The following is a 17499-nucleotide window of genomic DNA, read 5'->3' on the forward strand; positions in this document are numbered from 1 at the left end:
CCCAGAACATCCCATTCATCACACTGCGGTGTTCAACATGTGGACGTCCTGCCTGCCCTGAACGTACAGGGGGCAAACAAGATTCTATCAATATCCAAGCATCATCAGAAATGTCGTAACGTGCCACCATTTTGTTCCTGCATCGAAATCAATCAGATAATAATACTATTAATTGATATTAAGGGACACAGCCTAGATAGAAACTTACTCTATTGCCAAAGTTTCAGCCTGATTTTATTGGGAATTGGCGATTACTGTTAGAGATCGCCATTTTCACCAATAGCTAATATTATTATCCTCATTAAATTATTTCTCTAAATTAAATATAAATTCATTCCTATTTTTCTTGTACGGGGTATGAATATTCCTAATAAAAATAAACTTGGGATTCAATATAATATATATTTATTATTAGGAAGGCATAATTGGAATGTGAGTTAAAAACATATATTTAATGGTTTCTTTAAGAAATAAAAATAGATCCACTTATTTGTGGAGGTTCTATAATTTTATAGAGTTTGGGAGTCAAGGGTTTTTAGCCATGACTAGTGGTTGTAAAAATAATTGATATTTTTGACTCGTAATTAAATACATGAAAATTCTCATATAACAAACATATAACTTTACGAAAATATTTAAGGATATAATCATGGCTAGTGTAATTTTGTACGGCGATAGTATTCATATTAAAAACAATTTTAATAATGGAAATGGTGGTTATCTGGACACTAATGGTTATGCAACCGCGCAAGGCGCAAAATATAACGTATACACGGCTACTTCGCCGAACCGCGCTCCGGGTACAGGTACGGGTACATGGCAAATTTTGTCTGCGAGCGGAAAAAGTGTAGGGCAAGAGATTTATAGTGGTGAAATTGTGTTTCTTTTCAATCTTTACCAGAATAATGGGGGATATCTCGGCACTAATGGTTATGCGCCATCACCTGAACTCTACAATGTTTATACGGCGGATAAAGCAGCACGCCCGGTTGAGACCCTGACATGGTACATTTTTTCAGATACAACCAGTGGATATGATGGTAAAGTTCGTGAAGGTGATGTTATCCGTTTTCTGAATGGTTATAATAGCGTACGTGGAGGATTTCTCGATACTTGTTTCAATGCTACTGTTCCTGGCGAATTATATAATGTATATACTTCACGTCTTTCTAATCGAGGCAATGGAACAGGTACTTGGAATTTATCAAAAGTGATTTAATCAGAATAATATTCATCGATTAGTGTTCCATTAACTAATCCTTCTATATATGTAAGAGTCCGGAAATATAGTTATTTTCGGATTCTTTATCTGATTTTTCATTGATATTATTTCTAAACGGGCTAAATAATTTCGTTGTTATTCTATTATATTGCCGATAATATTTTCAGCGGGATGATAAACTAAGTTAAATTTATTGGTTTGAAAAGACAGGGCACGAAAAAATCAATGCCCTGAGAAGAATATGATAATTTAAGAAAGAGAATTAACGAATACCGCCATATTCTTTATTGATCTCTTTGGCTGCACGGATCACCAAAGCACCAAGTTCAGTGATACGATCATCAGTGATCCGTGAGACTGGTCCGGAAATGGAAATAGCCGCAAAAGCTTGGTGATGCTCATCATAAATACAGGCAGCGATACAGCGCAGACCTAAAGCATGCTCTTCATCATCGAACGAATACCCTTGTTTACGTGCGTGCTCCAGATTTTCTTTTAAACTCGAAGGGGTTGTCTTGGTATATTGAGTGTAAGAATGAAGCCCTTTCTTATGCAGTAATTGAACCAGTTGGTTATCTGATAATGTTGAAAGAAATGCTTTGCCAGCACCGGAAGCGTGCATAGGCAATTTACCTCCGATAGGGGCGGACATTCTCATCAATGCATTACACTGTACCTGATCGACAATAACCGCTTCATATTCACTGTGATCAAGAATGGCTAAATTGACGGTTTCACCGGAATCTTCCATCAAGCGGCGGAGGATCGGGTGAATGAGTGCCAATAAATTTCGGCTCTGTAAGAAACTGCTGCCGACAATAAAAGTGTGTGAACCGATAACCCACAACCCTAAATCGCCAATCTGACGGACAAAACCGTGCTGTTGCAAGGTGGTCAAGAGGCGGTGAGTGGTGGAATTTGGTAATCCGGCTTGTTGGGCTAAATCAGTTAGGGCGATACCACCGGGTGACTCGGAAATATATTCCAAAAGAGTCAAGCCGCGACTTAATGACTGTACTTGCCCGTTAGCAACAGCATTATTCGCCGTAATCTTAGTCTTTTTTGTTTTTTTACTGGTAACGGCAGTGCTCATCGAAATACCCTCTGAATAATAAGATGGAATTCATTTTCATTTCTCATTATGGACGATAAACCTGAAAAACACTCATCCGATGTGTGGAAAATGCTACCTATCATTGAGATTTAAAGAAATCTCAAGATATTGCCCAGAATCGGCAACGCTGGTTTGGGACTTGTAGCAAATATGAGCCGGATATACAGAAGTGGCGAATGGTCAGTAATCGCATATTTTAGTTACCTGCTGATTGCTGCTTTTCCGGGTTTGTATTTCTTATCGCTTCGTGAGTTTATGATAGTTAATTCACTATAAATATACAATATTATTAATATTAAGATGGTTTCCTCTCTATAGATATATACCCGCCATCTTTCAAGTTGCTTCTTTGTTGGCTGCACTCACTCACCCCGGTCACATAGTTATCTATGCTCCCGAGGATTCGCTCCCTTGCTGCCGCGATGCATCTTGAAATCCATAGGGTATAAAGATCTAACATTATTGGTTTAGTGCGATATAAATTGCTAAAATTTTGTGAGTATTTTCTGTATGTGAGATTGAATTCCTGTTATCCAGGTAATCTTCGTGGGATGGAATAATAGATATTTTTAGGAATTAGCTAATTATATTAATAGTTTCTCAACATAGAAAATGTGTAAATAATACCTTGGGGTATTTATAGGAAATATGATTTTTATCTAACTATTTTTTGATTATATAATTATAAAAGAGCGTCTGTTATTGTTATAAATAATGTTTTATATTGTTTTAAATTAGCCTGAATTATTATAATTAATTTTTTATATTTTTATTTTAATTGTGAAAATATAAAAAAACATTATTAATTATATCAACGATAATATTTTGTTATTATTGTAGGAATGGGAGAATTGAATGAAACGTATTTTTTTGATTGTCTGTTTTTTAGCAGCTTTAATTGTTGCAATTATTCAGGGTATCGGTTTGGTACTTCCTGATAAAGTCCCTGTTGAATATTTCAAAGAAAGTGGATTTAAGAATGTGATGAGAACACTCGGTGTTATTGCCGCGGAACCTCATCCTGCGGCTTCAACACGGCAAGCGTTAGTTCGGGATTACCTGATTAACGAAATGAATGATATGGGATATAGCGTCACTGAACAGACATTTCATTACAAGGCGGATGATTTAGCCTCTCGACAGAAGAGAATATATTCAGGCTTCAGTAGTCAACAACGTCGAGCTTTTGATAAAGAGTTTGCCAGGGTAAATACAGGCAACTTTGCAAAACAAGTGGCGGATCAATCAGAATTAACCGGAACGAATCTTATCGCAAAGTTGGAGGTTCCTTCGCCAAAAGGAACTTTATTATTCGTTTCGCATTATGACAGTGTTAGGACTGCGCCAGGAGCCAGTGATAATGGTATGGCCGTCGCTTCGGTACTCCAGTTAATGCGGGATCTTGCTGAAAGAACGGATATAAAAAACAACGTTATATTCTTATTCTCTGATGCTGAAGAGTTGGGATTACTCGGTGCGTATCACTTTGTTAAGAATATTAATGAGATCGCTACTCAACCAATAGATGTTGTTTTTAATTTTGATGCTCGGGGAAATAATGGCGTGCCACTGTTATTTGAGACATCAGCAAAAAATCTTGCTCTTATTGCAGAATGGAATCGGAGCGCTTATAAGCCAGTAGCTTTTTCATTTAGTCCCATTGTGTACCGAATGTTGCAGAATAACACAGATTTTAGCGTCTTTCTGGATCGAGGGTTTACTGGGATGAATTTTGCTACGATCTTGGGTTACGAGCATTACCACCGTATGAGTGATACTGTTGAGAATCTTAGCCTCGGAACTTTGTGGCGATATCAGCGAACGGTTCGGGATTTGGGAGCGCATTTTGTAGTAAAAGATGAGATTAACCTGTTTAAAGAAAGTGTAGATGCAGTTTATTTTCCTGTTCCCTATATTGGGCTTATTATCATGTCTGTATTTGCCGCTTTCGCTACAGGTATTTTAACATTTTTACTCTCTATCTCATTAGCGATAAGAAATATATGGTTTTCATCTTCACCCCGAACGGTATCAAATATCCAGAGCATTTTAAGGATACTCGCTGGATTATTTAGCCTTATCGCAGCATTAATTGTACCTACTGCATCTTATCTTATTACGTTACCTGTTTTGTTGTTTTTATTAACGGATTTGATGTTGCGGGAGTTCAATAAATTTAGCGTTGCATTGATTTTATTAATTATCTGTACCTACATTACATCTATTCTCTATGTTCCAATTATATACCTTGTTGCTATCGGATTACATGCTCCGATAGTGGGTAGTATTATCGCTCTTCTGCCAATACTTATTTTAGGATCTGGTATAGTCGGTTTTTGGAAACGAATAGCTTAATTATATACAATTAGTCTTTATAATTAAAACTAATATAAAACCAGTCGTAGAATAAAAGAATAGAATGGCTGGTTAATTTCATTAATTAAATAGTGGTAATGATATAATTCATGGATATTAATAATATCGCCATGTAAAATATATATAAAAATAATATAAACGAATTTATGAAAATAATGTTGGGAAATGATTTTTTGAATTGATTCATAAATAAATTTCATTTTTCTTATTTATTCTTTAAACTAAGATTATCTCTTTCTGCTATTAACTGTTTGTTTTATATGTTTATAGCTTTATGTCAATATTGTTTCATGTAAATTCAATACATTTAAAATTGATATTTTATTATTAACTTATCACTTATTTATTAATATTTAAATGGTATGATTTATATTTGAAACTAAATTTTTCTAATGTGTAAAATAATTTTTCCAGAAAATAATTTGTAAAATAATATATGTTCCTTGATTTATCCATAGCCTGTTACTAAGAAAGTATAAGGGGGATTTTATATTGGTTAATAACAAATTAGAAAATCACTAATAGCTCGGCGAGATGGACAACTATTTGACATCTATCGCATATTAAAACATAAAATTTTTTTGCGGATTTATCGCTAATGCCAGTCACTGGAGCGTGATGTAGTTGTTGAGAGCATATAGATATGAAAAATAATATTAACGGTAATCATTTTAAAGTGGCTGGTAATTTTCTCTGTAATTATAAAGTTTATCAGGGAAATAGTCATGGCAGAGTTATTATATTGTTACCTGCTATTGGGGTGGAAATCAGGAAATATGAAACTCTAATACAGCAACTGGTAAACGAGGGTTTTCAGGTTGTTACTGCTGATATGCCAGGCTATGGAGACAGTCAACCTAAACCAAGTCGAGAAAATGACTATAACTATTCCGATCTGTTGCGGGATTATCTGCCGGCAATGCTAGACAAGGCTGTTGAATTAAATAGCAATGAAATTCCTATTGTCTTTGGTCACAGTCTTGGCGGGCATATTGCGACACTCTTTGCCTGCTCAACTGACAGACCATTTTCTCTGTTTTGTGTGGCAACTGGGAACGTGTGGTATAAGAATTGGCAAGGAATGGGGAGGGTACAGATAATAACAGCAGCGATTATTTTTAATGTTTTGACTGCGTTATATGGTTATCTCCCTGGGAAAAAGATTGGTTTTGGTATAAGAGAAGCTAAGGGATTAATGCGGGATTGGGCCAGAACTGCTTGTACGGGAAATTATCATCATGTCCGTGCTTATAAGGGTAAGGAGAATAAAAATTTATCTAAGGCTGTTTATATCTGTTTTAAAGGAGATGATTGGGCTCCGTTGAAGTCCACTCAAGTATTAGCAAGTCTTATACCTAACGCAGAAGTTAGGGAAATAACTTTATCTTTCAAAGGTAATCCTCATAGCGCCTGGATTAAACAGCCAGGAGATGTTATTGCAATCATGAAAAGAGAAATAATGGAGAATAGCGATGATTAATACATTGAAAATTCTGCGTTGGGAGTTTCTAGGATTGTTTTTTATCAGTTTATTTCTGACCTGGCAGCTTGAAAGTTATATAAATTGGTGGCAATTTATTTTGTTATTTTTTCTGATTGATATTATTGGTTATTACCCAGGGCGGATCTGGAGTTTGCTAAATAAAAAAGAAACTCCTCCTTCAGCTTTTTATACCATTTATAATATTTGCCACAATGTATTCACACTCAGTGTGATTAGTTTGCTTTGGATCTGGTTCTTTAAGGACAATTACAGTGTGATTGCACTCTTTGTCCATATCTGCCTGGATCGTGGTGTACTGGGAAATTTTCCTAAGTTATCTATTAATATATTTAAGCAACCCACTGTTCATTGAAATAGATCATTGTAGAGAGATAACTTACTTAGAGAGGCATTTATATTATGAGTTTAATTAAACAGGCATCAGAAATAGAGATGCAGGCAAAAGATTGGGGCTTGGATGAATGGTTTACTGAGCAGATAAATGTTGAACAAAGAAAAAGAACCGATTATGCCAATGATCCTAAATTAACCTATTTGCCGGGCGATTTACGGGAGTCTCTGATCAGGGAACTCTCTTTTAAATCGATTTCGGAATATGAAGCAACGAAAGCATTATTGTTACTCGCAGATAAGGCACCTGACAATATCAACTTCGACTATATGTTGACTCAGATATTTGATGAAGGTAGACATGCTAAATTATTCAGAGAACATCTGGTCAGAATAGGCTTTGCGGATATCGACAATGTGGCTGGAAAGATGGAAAGCCTCTTACGAGGAAAAATGACCAATATGTTGGAGACATTGAGAACCTATTTTGATAAGTGGGTGGTGTTGAGAAATGATTATATTGCAGGCGTGCTAATCATTACTGTCGTGCTAGAAGGCGTGCTTGCACCAACTTCTGAGCTTAGTGAGATCAAGTGGCGACCTTTTGATATTGCGGCGGCTGAGACCCAGGCCAGAGCTAATGCTGATGAATTAAGACATCTGACGGTGTGTGCAAATATCGTCAAGATGGCGCTCGAAAATGATAGTTCTCTAAAGCCATCGGCTCTTGAGTGTATAGAAGAAGGATTGGCGTTATGGAACCAAGTATCTGTTGATGATTTGTTTGTAGAGCGTGAAATGTTCTATCAACGGGGTATGCAGAACCATTTGCGCTTGATTGAAGGTTATGAATTGGTGCCTGGGATGTTGTTGTCCGATTCTACGGTGGAGTCTCGCCTTGAACTATCTCATTCCTTAGTTGAACAGATGCAGCAGTCACGCCTTAAATATATGGGCTTAGCGTAGATATTGGCCTTATTCAGCAGGTTGTTTGAATAGGCTAAGGAGAATTAAAAATGACAAATATTGTTGAAGAACTCAGGAAGAATAGTGGGAAATACCAACATTTGACACCAGATAGATTGAAAAGATTGTTATTAGGTTCTGAGGCCGCCTCACAATGCCTGCGTTTGATGGCTCAATCCAGTATGGATGGGCTTTATCAAGTGGGTAATACTATCCGTGAAGCTTCTGCGTGGCTTCCCGCTGTTGGGATTGCCTTAACAATGCATAATCATATTGTACTGGCTTGCAGTAAATTTCCTGACATATTCGAAGACAGCAACGTATTATTGAATGAAGTGATGGCATCAAAAGCGTTGGTTGCTTCTGCTTTTGCTGAGGGGCTACCTGGAACGAATATTTTTACACCATCACTTAAAATGCATGCAAAAGGGGGAACGCTGTTTGTTAATGGTTCGAAGAAGCCTTGTTCTCTATCTTCGATTGCCGACTATTATGTGTTATCAGTCAGCGATACTGATCATGATAATGAGATGAGAGTCGTGCTGATTTCTAAATCGGCGCAGAATCTTAAGGTTATTCCTTTTTGGAAATTGGGAATTTTAACTGAAAGTGATAATCAAGAAATCAAATTTTTGGATGCCGAAGTATCACCTAAACGACTTTCTCATTATAAGGGAATTGAACAACAGATGGTGCTTTCCTACGGTTTATCACTATTTAATTATTTTGCTGCAAATGCTTATTCTGGAATTCTTGATGGGCTTACTCACTTTATTCCTGAGAAAGTAGTAGAACAGCAGCCCATTAAATATAATCTGACTCAAGCTAATTATAAAATTAATGTTATTCTCGATCAGATGTTGATCATTGCCTTTTATGCTAGCCAGGATGAAAATGCCGTCCATAAGATTCTCGCGTTACGTTATACCTTGGAAAAGATCCTTGAGGAAACTGCCAGTTTCATATTCCGATGTTGTGGTGGGATTAAAGTAATGACAACACCAGAAATTATGAATTTCTATTTGGCAGTACAGTTATTCAAATTTCATCCGATAGGAGAATTCCAAATGATTAACCAGATCATGCAACAAGATTAATTACTTTTTAGAATCACCTATTTATAACTCAAGGACTTTTCCGTGCTGTTTACAGCATGATTTTGTGCACCTAAAAAAAAGAGAGAAAACTATGTTTGTTAATCAATATCGTGAGAATTTATTAAACTCTGTGGGCCTTGAACTGGACATTAAGTCTGCTCAAGATAACCGGCTTACATTATCGGACGGCCGGGTTGTTAAGGATTTTTTGGCTCAATATGGTGCACTGCCATTTGGGCATAACCCTGATTTCGCTATCGCTGAAATTAATAGATTCACTGAAAATAAAGAGCCTATCTTCTTTCAGCCTAATATTCACAAAAAGGTACGGCTATTAGCTGAAATGCTTGCAGAGCAAATAGATAAGGAAAAATATACCCACTGTACTTTTACTAACAGTGGTGCTGAAACAGTAGAAGCTGCGATTAAATTTACCCGTCTGTTTACTGGCAGAAAGCGTATTCTGAGTTTGCATCGCAGTTTTCACGGTAAAACCTATTCGGCATTATCCGCTACGGGATCACATCGGTTTAAAGCCGATTTCATTTACGATGATAAATTATATGAGCAGGTTGATAGTGAAGATTTGGATGAAATAAAAAGAAAACTGGAGAGCCGGGAATTTGCCGCATTTATCATTGAACCGGTGCAGGGAGAAGGTGGAATGAAAGTCATTCCACCAGATACGTTGTCCAGTATTTTGGCACTGTGTAAAAAAAATGGCACATTGTCAGTATTTGATGAAGTTCAGACGGGTATCGGTAGGCTTGGGGCATTCTGTGCGGCCACACTCTACGCTTTGAAACCGGATGTGATCCTGTTTTCCAAGGCGTTAGGGGCCGGTATCTCGCCGATTGGTGCGATGTTGTATTCAGAGGAGCTTTATTTATCCGAGTTCGATAGGAAACATAGCTCTACTTTTGCCAATAACGTCTTGGCCGCAACGATGGGAATTGCTGTTATTGAGCATCTGACTAAAGATGACGGTAAGGCGTTAACCCATGTTCAAGAAGTCAGCCATTATGTTGATGAATGTCTTGAACAGTTGTCTGCTAAATACCCGAAGCATTTTTACTGGCAAGGAACTGGGTTGATGCGTGGTCTTGAAATACAGGACAGCAAAGCGGCTTCCAATATCTTTATCAATTTCAGTCAAAGAAGCGGTGGTCTGGCTTATATCATTTGTAGTTTCTTATTGAAATATTATGGCCTTTTCACCATGCCGTTAATGTCTCGCCCTTGTTCTGTACGTTTTGAACCACCGCTTAACGTTTCCAAAGAGGATATTAAGACGTTTTTCACGGCTTTTGATGAGGTATGTCAACTGGTTCAGAATGGACGATATGACATTCTTTTCTCACACTTGATAGACATACCTGTTGCGAATCTCCCTCCATCTTCGGTGAGTTACCCAATTTCAAGGAACAATAATATTGCTCGGATTAAAGCGCCTATCTCTGGATTGGTGGAGGGTAAGAAATTCGCTTTCTTGATGCATACTACTTCGGTCAATGAGCTTGCTCACACTTATTGCCTGTCAATAAAGGAGAATTACACACTGGAGCAGCAGAAACAGCTCAGTGACTGGATCATGCAGGTTTCCTCGATTGATTTTAATCCTGATGTCGCTATTGAATTTGGTGTTGAAAGTTCAGCGGCATATGCCAATGGTATGCTCCTTTTCTCACCTATCAGTCCCGAAGATATGATGGCATTATCAGCGAAAGAAAGAGCGGTATTGATGAAGGAGTATCTTGATGTGGCAGAGAGAAATGGCGCTGAAATCGTCGGCTTAGGTGCTTATACCTCGGTTATTACTAACGGTGGTAATAGCTTGGTGAATAATCGGCAAGGCCGGATATTGACTAATGGCAACTCTCTGACAGCGGTGGCGGTGATTGAGGGGATACGCTCAATGTTGACGGAAAATGCATCCCGGCAAACATTGGCGGTAGTGGGTGCCAGAGGCTCCGTAGGCAGGCTTTCAGTCACTGGCTTAGCGCATAACTTTGGCCGGATTATCTTGGTTAGTCGTCCTAATAAAGCGCGCGTATTGCTCTCTGAACTGACCAAAGCGCTTCTCTCCGCGGTGTTAAGAACGCATGATGTTATTCAGCCAGATTCGGTTATGGATAAGATGAGAAAATGGCTTTTCAAACAAAATCCGGGGGTGACAGATGCACAAGTATTACATCAGCAAGTTCTTGAGGTCGTTGGTACCTTTGGTTTGGAAGCAATAGAGAGTTATGAGCACTCCTTGAGTCAGGCGGATTTTATCGTTTCGGCAACGAGTGAAGGTAAGCCTTTCTTGAATACGCATTACTTGAAAGATTCCGCTATCGTTTTTGATGCGGCCAGACCTTTTGATTTCATTCGGGATGGCAATCGTCAAATTTACGAGGGAGGATTGGTCTATCAGCCTGAAAAAGTGACTTACAGTGATTGCAACGTGATCGATGTACCTGCGGGGGTAAACCTTGCCTGTTTATCAGAAACGATCGCTGTGGCGCTTGAAGGGGTGAGTGTTCATCAAAGCATCGGTAAATCTATTGATTACAATGATGCATTGGCGATTCGGGATATCGCCAGAAAGCATGGGTTCATCCCTGTCCAGTATTCCCGAAATAATCAAGGTGAGCGTTATGAGCATGTTGCTTGATGCTCCTCAGATTATTGCCACCGGGAACGCTCAGGATGTTCTTGGCAACAGTCATCTCAGAAAAATGCTTTGTTATGCAAAGCACCCATTGAGTAGCCTGTTGTTCAATAGTGAAACATATTGGTTTACTAATCAAAAGGGGGCTATTGGTTTCTTTCAGGACAAAAATCTGCATATGTGTGTAGGCGGTATTTTGGCTCCTGGCGAAGAACGAGCTGCACTTTTGCACTCTTTTCTCAACTTCACCAGAGAAAAGCGGGCTTTCCCGGTTTTTCTGCACGGTGATGAGAGCGATTTTGTATTGTTGAAAAATAATGGCTTTTCTGTGAATCAGCTTGGAGCGAGTTATTCATTGAGTCTTGATGGATATGATATGAAAGGCAAACGGTTTCAACAGCTTAGAAATAAAATCAGTAAATCCAGAAGAACGGGGATTTCCGTTCGAGAGATCTGCTCGCAAGAGGAATATTATCGATTTAAACCACAACTAGAACATATTAATCAGCTTTGGTTGAAAGAAAAACACGCGAAAGCCCTGAAAAAATTGGTGATTGATTTCAACACCGTAGAAGTGAGTTCAGGCGAGCATAGAGTCTATATTGCAACACAGGGAGAACAAATTCAGGCATATATTGTTTACAGTTACACTTGGGGGGAGACATCGGGATGGTTTCATAACCTATCTCGAAAAAAACCGGATATACCCGACGGCACTATGCAATTTATTAATGAAACTGCGATTAATGACTTCCTGAAAGAGGGCGTAGTTTCCTACCTTCATTTGGGCTTCACCCCTTTGGTGGAATTCGGTGAGGAGGGATATATTAATGACTCAGCAATCTTTTATAAAGTTGCTAAGTGGTTGTCATCAAAAGGCGGCATTGTTTATCCTGCTGCTTCGCAACGTCAATATAAAATGAGCTGGCGGCCGTCGTTGATTGAACCGGAATATATTGCTTTCCCCAGAGGAAAGGCCATGAAAGCATTATGGTCAACATTGCGAACGACTAATAGTATCTAAGTTATAAAAAGTCTGCTTTTAATGCTAGGTAACAGGTGATCAGTCGGGGCTAAAAATACCGGCCTGATCACCTATCATAGCTAATATTGCTTATTTACTGATATATTTCCATGGTAAATCTATTTTCACTAAGCGAGGTATTAACTACCTGAAAAATTATACTTGCTCAAACAAACGCTGATGAAGCGTTTGAACAATTTGTTCTGCATCTTTGCCTTGAACAAGCAAGCACAGGTTATGGTTACTGGCACCATGACTGATCATGCGGAGATTGAATCTTTCCAGCACGCTAAAAACCTTTTTTCCTAATCCGTTGGTTTGAGAAAGCTGATTACCAATAATTGCCACCAGCGCCAGATCTTCTTCCACTTCAACCCGACACAGTGTCGAAAGTTCCGTCATCAGTGCATTGGTCAGCAGGCTACCGTTTGTGCTAGTGGAGCCAGTCGTGTCGAGTGTTAATGCCACATTGACTTCGGAGGTGGTGATCAAATCCACTGAGATATTATGGCGTGACAGAATAGTAAATATTTCGGCCAAAAATCCCTGTGCGTGCAGCATTTTCAGGCTGTGTAATGTCAGTAACGTCTGTTTCTGGCGCAGGGTGATAGCGCGGAACTGTGGTGGGGCTTCGGTAGTATCACAGACTAGCGTGCCGCCGGCCTGTGGGTTTTTACTGGAACCAACAAATACTGGAATGCCACAGCGAATAGCAGGAAACAGTGTTGCAGGATGTAGGATTTTGGCACCAAATGTTGCCATCTCCGCCGCTTCATCAAAGGCAATCTTATCAATTCGTTGGGCGGTTGGAACAACTCGCGGGTCAGTGGTGTAAATGCCCGGAACATCTGTCCAGATATCAACGCGTTTCAGGCCAAGGGCTTCTCCTAAGAGTGCCGCAGTATAATCGCTGCCACCGCGCCCCAGTGTAGTGGTGCGACCGTTCTCTTCACACCCAATAAAACCTTGGGTGACAATCAGGGTATTTTTTAGCTGTGGTAAGAGATGTTCTGTTGCCAACGATTGAAGTTGTTCATGGTTTGGTTCTGCACGGCCAAAACTATCGTCGGTATACATCACTTTACGTATATCAAACCATTCGACATCTTTACCACGCTGGCGAAGCAATTCGGTAAACAATCGTGTGGACATCAGTTCACCGTGGCTGACTAATTCATCTGTCAGAGCCGCAGAGGTTGCCAGAGATGCAGCTTTAGCAAGGGTTTTAATATTTTCCAGTAGATGATTAATCTCTTGACGAATCGTATCGGATTCATGCAAGCGATCAATAATTGCGTATTGAATGGTGTGAATCTGTTTCAAGTAGTCAGCCCGCTTATCTGCATTGCAGCCTTCCGCTAATGTAACTAGTAAGTTGGTTATACCGGCAGAAGCAGATAGCACAACCACGCGTACTGCTTTATTTGCCAGTACGATATCTGCACTGTTATTCATGGCATCGAAATTTGCCACGCTGGTACCACCAAATTTTGCGACTACATGCCCGCCAATTTCTGGGCATTGGGATGAAACAGCACTCATTGCGATAACCTTCTGTTAACTGGATAGTCTTTTAGAAATATCGAGTTAACGGGTTTGAGTCAACGGAGTGAAGAGTGACATCAATATCTTTCATGACGCGATGAGAATCATAAAATAAATTGAGGATAGTAGAGAGAGGCAATTATTTTTTATACACCTCAGTAAATAGAACTAGAAAAACCTAATCGTTTTGACCAATATCAGCGATTAAAGGAAAAGAGGCTCGAATCATAGAATTACAGGTTACAATCTTTCTTTACTCCCAATTAATTACAGTCAGTTGATAGAGAGCATAGCTATGAAAAATATCAATCCTAGTCAAACCTTAGCTTGGAAAGCGTTAGAACAGCATTTTGCGCAGATAAAGGATATTCACATACGTGAATTGTTTGAACAGGAGCCAAATCGTTTTGCTAAGTTCTCAGCGACATTCGATGACCAGATCCTGGTAGATTTTTCAAAAAATCGCATCACAACGGAGACATTAGAAAAATTACAGGCGCTTGCTAAAGAGACGGATGTTGCCGAGGCTATTCGCAGTATGTTTTCTGGTGAGAAAATTAACCGCACGGAAGATCGCGCTGTACTGCATATTGCGTTACGTAATCGCAGCAACACCCCGATTGTGGTTGATGGGGAAGATGTTATGCAGCAGGTCAACGCGGTGTTGGCAAAAATGAAAGATTTCAGTGAGCGCGTGATTAATGGCGAGTGGAAAGGTTATACCGGTAAGGTGATTACTGATGTTGTGAATATCGGCATCGGTGGTTCGGATCTTGGCCCTTATATGGTGACGGAAGCGCTGAAACCTTATAAGAATCACTTGAATATGCATTTTGTTTCCAATGTTGATGGAACCCATATTGCGGAGACCTTGAAAGTACTTAACCCGGAAACGACGCTGTTTCTCATTGCTTCCAAGACGTTCACTACTCAGGAAACGATGACCAATGCTCACTCTGCCCGTGACTGGTTCCTAAAAAGTGCGGGTGATGAAGGACATATTGCAAAGCATTTTGCAGCGCTTTCCACAAATGAACAGGAAGTTAAGCAATTTGGTATTGATACCAAAAATATGTTTGAGTTTTGGGATTGGGTTGGCGGCCGTTATTCATTGTGGTCAGCGATTGGTTTGTCTATTGCGCTCTCTGTCGGGTTTGAAAATTTTGAACAATTGCTTAGTGGGGCACACGCAATGGATCAGCATGTTGCCAATACTCCATTTGAGCAGAATATTCCTGTATTGCTGGCGTTAATTGGTATTTGGTACAACAATTTCTTTGGCGCAGAAACTGAAGCGATTCTGCCATACGATCAGTACATGCATCGCTTTGCTGCCTATTTTCAGCAAGGCAATATGGAATCCAATGGTAAATATATCGATCGCAATGGTCATCCAGTGGATTACCAAACCGGCCCAATCATCTGGGGAGAGCCTGGAACAAATGGTCAGCACGCGTTCTATCAGCTTATTCATCAGGGAACTAAATTGATCCCCTGCGATTTTATTGCGCCAGCCATCAGCCATAACCCATTGAGTGACCATCACAGCAAATTGTTATCTAACTTTTTTGCTCAAACAGAAGCATTAGCCTTTGGTAAATCTCGTGAGCAGGTGGATGCTGAATTTGTCGCCAGTGGTAAAACTGCGGTTGAAGTTGAACATGTTGCGCCATTTAAAGTATTTGAAGGAAATCGCCCGACTAATTCTATTCTGTTACGTGAAATTACCCCATTTAGTTTGGGGGCGTTGATTGCCATGTATGAACATAAAATATTTGTACAAGGCGCGATTCTCAACATCTTTACTTTTGATCAGTGGGGAGTTGAATTAGGTAAGCAATTGGCTAACCGTATTTTGCCAGAACTTAAGGATGATAATAGGGTTGTCAGCCACGATAGTTCGACAAATGGGTTGATTAATCGTTTTAAAGCATGGCGTTAGTCACTTATTCTGAGTCAGGTATTTAATCGATATAGGCGAACTATGTTCATCATAATTCGCTTATTTTTAGTCAACAATATTTATAGAGTCTGTTATACCCGTCATCTTTCAAGTTGCCTCTTTGTTGGCTGCACTTGCTCACCCCGGTCACATCGTTATCTATGCTCCCGGGGATTCGCTCCCTTGCCGTCGCGATGCATCTTGAAATCCATAGGGTATATAACTTTTTATTCTGTATACCTACAACGTGGTATTCTCTACGGTCATCAATTGTACTGTCGGATAAAAGAAATTTGTCCTAATGGAAAATCGTATGTTAACTGACTCAATATTAACAACGGAGCCTATTCAGTGGCTTTCGGTGGATTCGCCCATTTTGTCTGATGAGGTTTTAGACTGGTTGATGGAATTGGGCTCAATGACCCGCCGTTTTGAGCAATATTGTAACCGTGTGTGTATCATACCATTCAGAGAATGCTTTATTACCGAAGAACAATTTTCTGATGAAAGTAAGTGTTTGCCAACGAGTCAAAGATATTGGCTGCGTGAGATCGTACTGTGCGGTGATAATATCCCCTGGCTATTGGGGCGAACGTTAATCCCTGAAGCAACATTAACCGGCCCTGATGAAAGTTTGGTTGATTTAGGAACAGTCCCACTGGGACGGTATCTTTTTAGTGGTAATAAATTGACGCGGGACTATATTCATGTAGGGCAGCAGGGGAACCGTTGGGCAAGACGATCATTGCTGAGGTTATCAGGCAAGCCATTATTATTAACCGAAGTCTTTTTACCTGAATCACCTGTATATAAAGGTAAAATTTAAAAGGGGGAAACAGAAGTGGCGGGAAGTATGGCGCAAAGTAAATGGCTGGCCTATTGCCGTTTAATGCGTATTAATAAGCCTATTGGTGCATTGCTGTTGTTGTGGCCGACTTTCTGGGCCTTGTGGATGGCCGGTAAAGGTATCCCGGACATGCATATATTATTGGTCTTTACTGCCGGTGTGTTTCTGATGCGTGCGGCAGGGTGTGCAATCAACGATTTTGCTGATAGAAAATTTGATGGTTATGTCGAACGCACAAAAACACGTCCCCTGCCGAGTGGTGCTATCAGCGAAAAAGAGGGTAAGATCCTGTTTGTCGTGTTGGCGTTGATTTCTTTCGGGCTAGTGTTGACCTTGAATAAAATGGCGATCGGGTTATCAGTTGTCGGGTTGGCTCTGGCTTGGTTTTACCCCTTTGTTAAACGGTTTAGTCATCTTCCGCAGTTTGTGTTAGGGGCAGCTTACGGTTGGGCCATTCCTATGGGATTTGCTGCGGTTAGTGAGTCCTTACCACTAGAGTGTTGGTTATTATTCCTGATTAATATCTTCTGGTCAGTTATTTATGATACACAATATGCAATGGTCGATCGAAACGATGATATAAAAATTGGCGTTAAGTCCACTGCTATCCTGTTTGGTCGTTTCGATAAATTGATTATAGGTTTATTGCAACTCGTTATGTTACTGGTATTGGTGCTGGTGGGTTATATGATGAATCTGGGCGGTATCTACTATTGGTCACTGTTGCTGGCGGGTACTCTGTTTATTTATCAGCAAAAACTGATCGCTGACCGGGAAAGAACACTTTGTTTTCAGGCATTCCTCAATAATAACTATGTAGGTTTGGTGTTATTCCTTGGCATCTTCTTTAGCTATGTTTGAAGCATCTGGTGATAA

Annotated in this window: 13 protein-coding genes; 11 read left to right on the plus strand and 2 right to left on the minus strand. The window is 39.7% G+C overall.

The genetic code is table 11. From position 1 onward, the window contains the following. Window positions 1-649: 649 nt before the first annotated feature. Window positions 650-1219, plus strand: a complete 570-nt coding sequence (locus tag EAE91_RS18410) for a hypothetical protein (RefSeq protein WP_214089755.1) — start codon at window positions 650-652, stop codon at window positions 1217-1219. A gap of 265 nt (window positions 1220-1484) precedes the next feature. Here the strand turns inward: EAE91_RS18410 and iclR are convergent, their stop codons facing one another. Beyond that, entirely contained in the window at window positions 1485-2315 is an 831-nt protein-coding gene (iclR, locus tag EAE91_RS18415) for a glyoxylate bypass operon transcriptional repressor IclR (protein WP_214089756.1), read from the minus strand. A gap of 876 nt (window positions 2316-3191) precedes the next feature. Here iclR and EAE91_RS18420 point away from each other — a divergent pair. The 7 genes from EAE91_RS18420 (at window position 3192) to EAE91_RS18450 (ending at window position 12289) form a co-directional block, all read left to right on the plus strand. Then, complete coding sequence (locus EAE91_RS18420; RefSeq protein WP_214089757.1) at window positions 3192-4691, plus strand: M28 family metallopeptidase; 1500 nt, start codon at window positions 3192-3194, stop codon at window positions 4689-4691. A gap of 664 nt (window positions 4692-5355) precedes the next feature. Beyond that, window positions 5356-6192 (plus strand): alpha/beta fold hydrolase, encoded by an 837-nt coding sequence (locus tag EAE91_RS18425; RefSeq protein WP_214089758.1) that lies wholly within the window; start codon window positions 5356-5358, stop codon window positions 6190-6192. After that, a complete protein-coding gene (locus EAE91_RS18430; protein WP_214089759.1) occupies window positions 6185-6568 on the plus strand; it encodes a hypothetical protein in 384 nt (127 codons plus the stop codon). Before EAE91_RS18425 ends, EAE91_RS18430 begins: the two co-directional genes overlap by 8 nt. A 47-nt stretch (window positions 6569-6615) precedes the next feature. Beyond that, a complete protein-coding gene (locus EAE91_RS18435; protein ID WP_214089760.1) occupies window positions 6616-7512 on the plus strand; it encodes a hypothetical protein in 897 nt (298 codons plus the stop codon). Between the two features lie 50 nt (window positions 7513-7562). Then, window positions 7563-8609 (plus strand): acyl-CoA dehydrogenase middle domain-containing protein, encoded by a 1047-nt coding sequence (locus EAE91_RS18440; RefSeq protein ID WP_214089761.1) that lies wholly within the window; start codon window positions 7563-7565, stop codon window positions 8607-8609. A 91-nt stretch (window positions 8610-8700) separates the two neighbouring features. Beyond that, window positions 8701-11268, plus strand: coding sequence for an aminotransferase class III-fold pyridoxal phosphate-dependent enzyme (locus tag EAE91_RS18445; protein WP_214089762.1), 2568 nt, complete (start codon window positions 8701-8703; stop codon window positions 11266-11268). Beyond that, window positions 11252-12289: a DUF2156 domain-containing protein gene (locus tag EAE91_RS18450; RefSeq protein WP_214089763.1), complete on the plus strand. Its 1038-nt coding sequence runs from the start codon at window positions 11252-11254 to the stop codon at window positions 12287-12289. The genes EAE91_RS18445 and EAE91_RS18450 overlap by 17 nt, the downstream gene beginning before the upstream one ends. A gap of 156 nt (window positions 12290-12445) precedes the next feature. On the opposite strand, the gene lysC is transcribed toward EAE91_RS18450, so the two are convergent. After that, on the minus strand, window positions 12446-13831 hold the full coding sequence (lysC, locus tag EAE91_RS18455) for a lysine-sensitive aspartokinase 3 (protein WP_214089764.1): 1386 nt from the start codon (window positions 13829-13831) through the stop codon (window positions 12446-12448). Between the two features lie 298 nt (window positions 13832-14129). Between lysC and pgi the strand changes: the two genes are divergently transcribed. The 3 genes from pgi (at window position 14130) to ubiA (ending at window position 17484) form a co-directional block, all read left to right on the plus strand. Beyond that, window positions 14130-15776, plus strand: coding sequence for a glucose-6-phosphate isomerase (gene pgi / locus EAE91_RS18460; RefSeq protein ID WP_214089765.1), 1647 nt, complete (start codon window positions 14130-14132; stop codon window positions 15774-15776). 313 nt (window positions 15777-16089) lie between these two features. Next, a complete protein-coding gene (ubiC, locus tag EAE91_RS18465; RefSeq protein ID WP_214089766.1) occupies window positions 16090-16602 on the plus strand; it encodes a chorismate lyase in 513 nt (170 codons plus the stop codon). A 27-nt stretch (window positions 16603-16629) separates the two neighbouring features. Beyond that, a complete protein-coding gene (gene ubiA / locus EAE91_RS18470) occupies window positions 16630-17484 on the plus strand; it encodes a 4-hydroxybenzoate octaprenyltransferase (RefSeq protein WP_214089767.1) in 855 nt (284 codons plus the stop codon). Window positions 17485-17499 lie beyond the last annotated feature (15 nt).

It is taken from the genome of Photorhabdus noenieputensis (genome assembly GCF_018448935.1).
Lineage (GTDB): Bacteria > Pseudomonadota > Gammaproteobacteria > Enterobacterales > Enterobacteriaceae > Photorhabdus > Photorhabdus noenieputensis.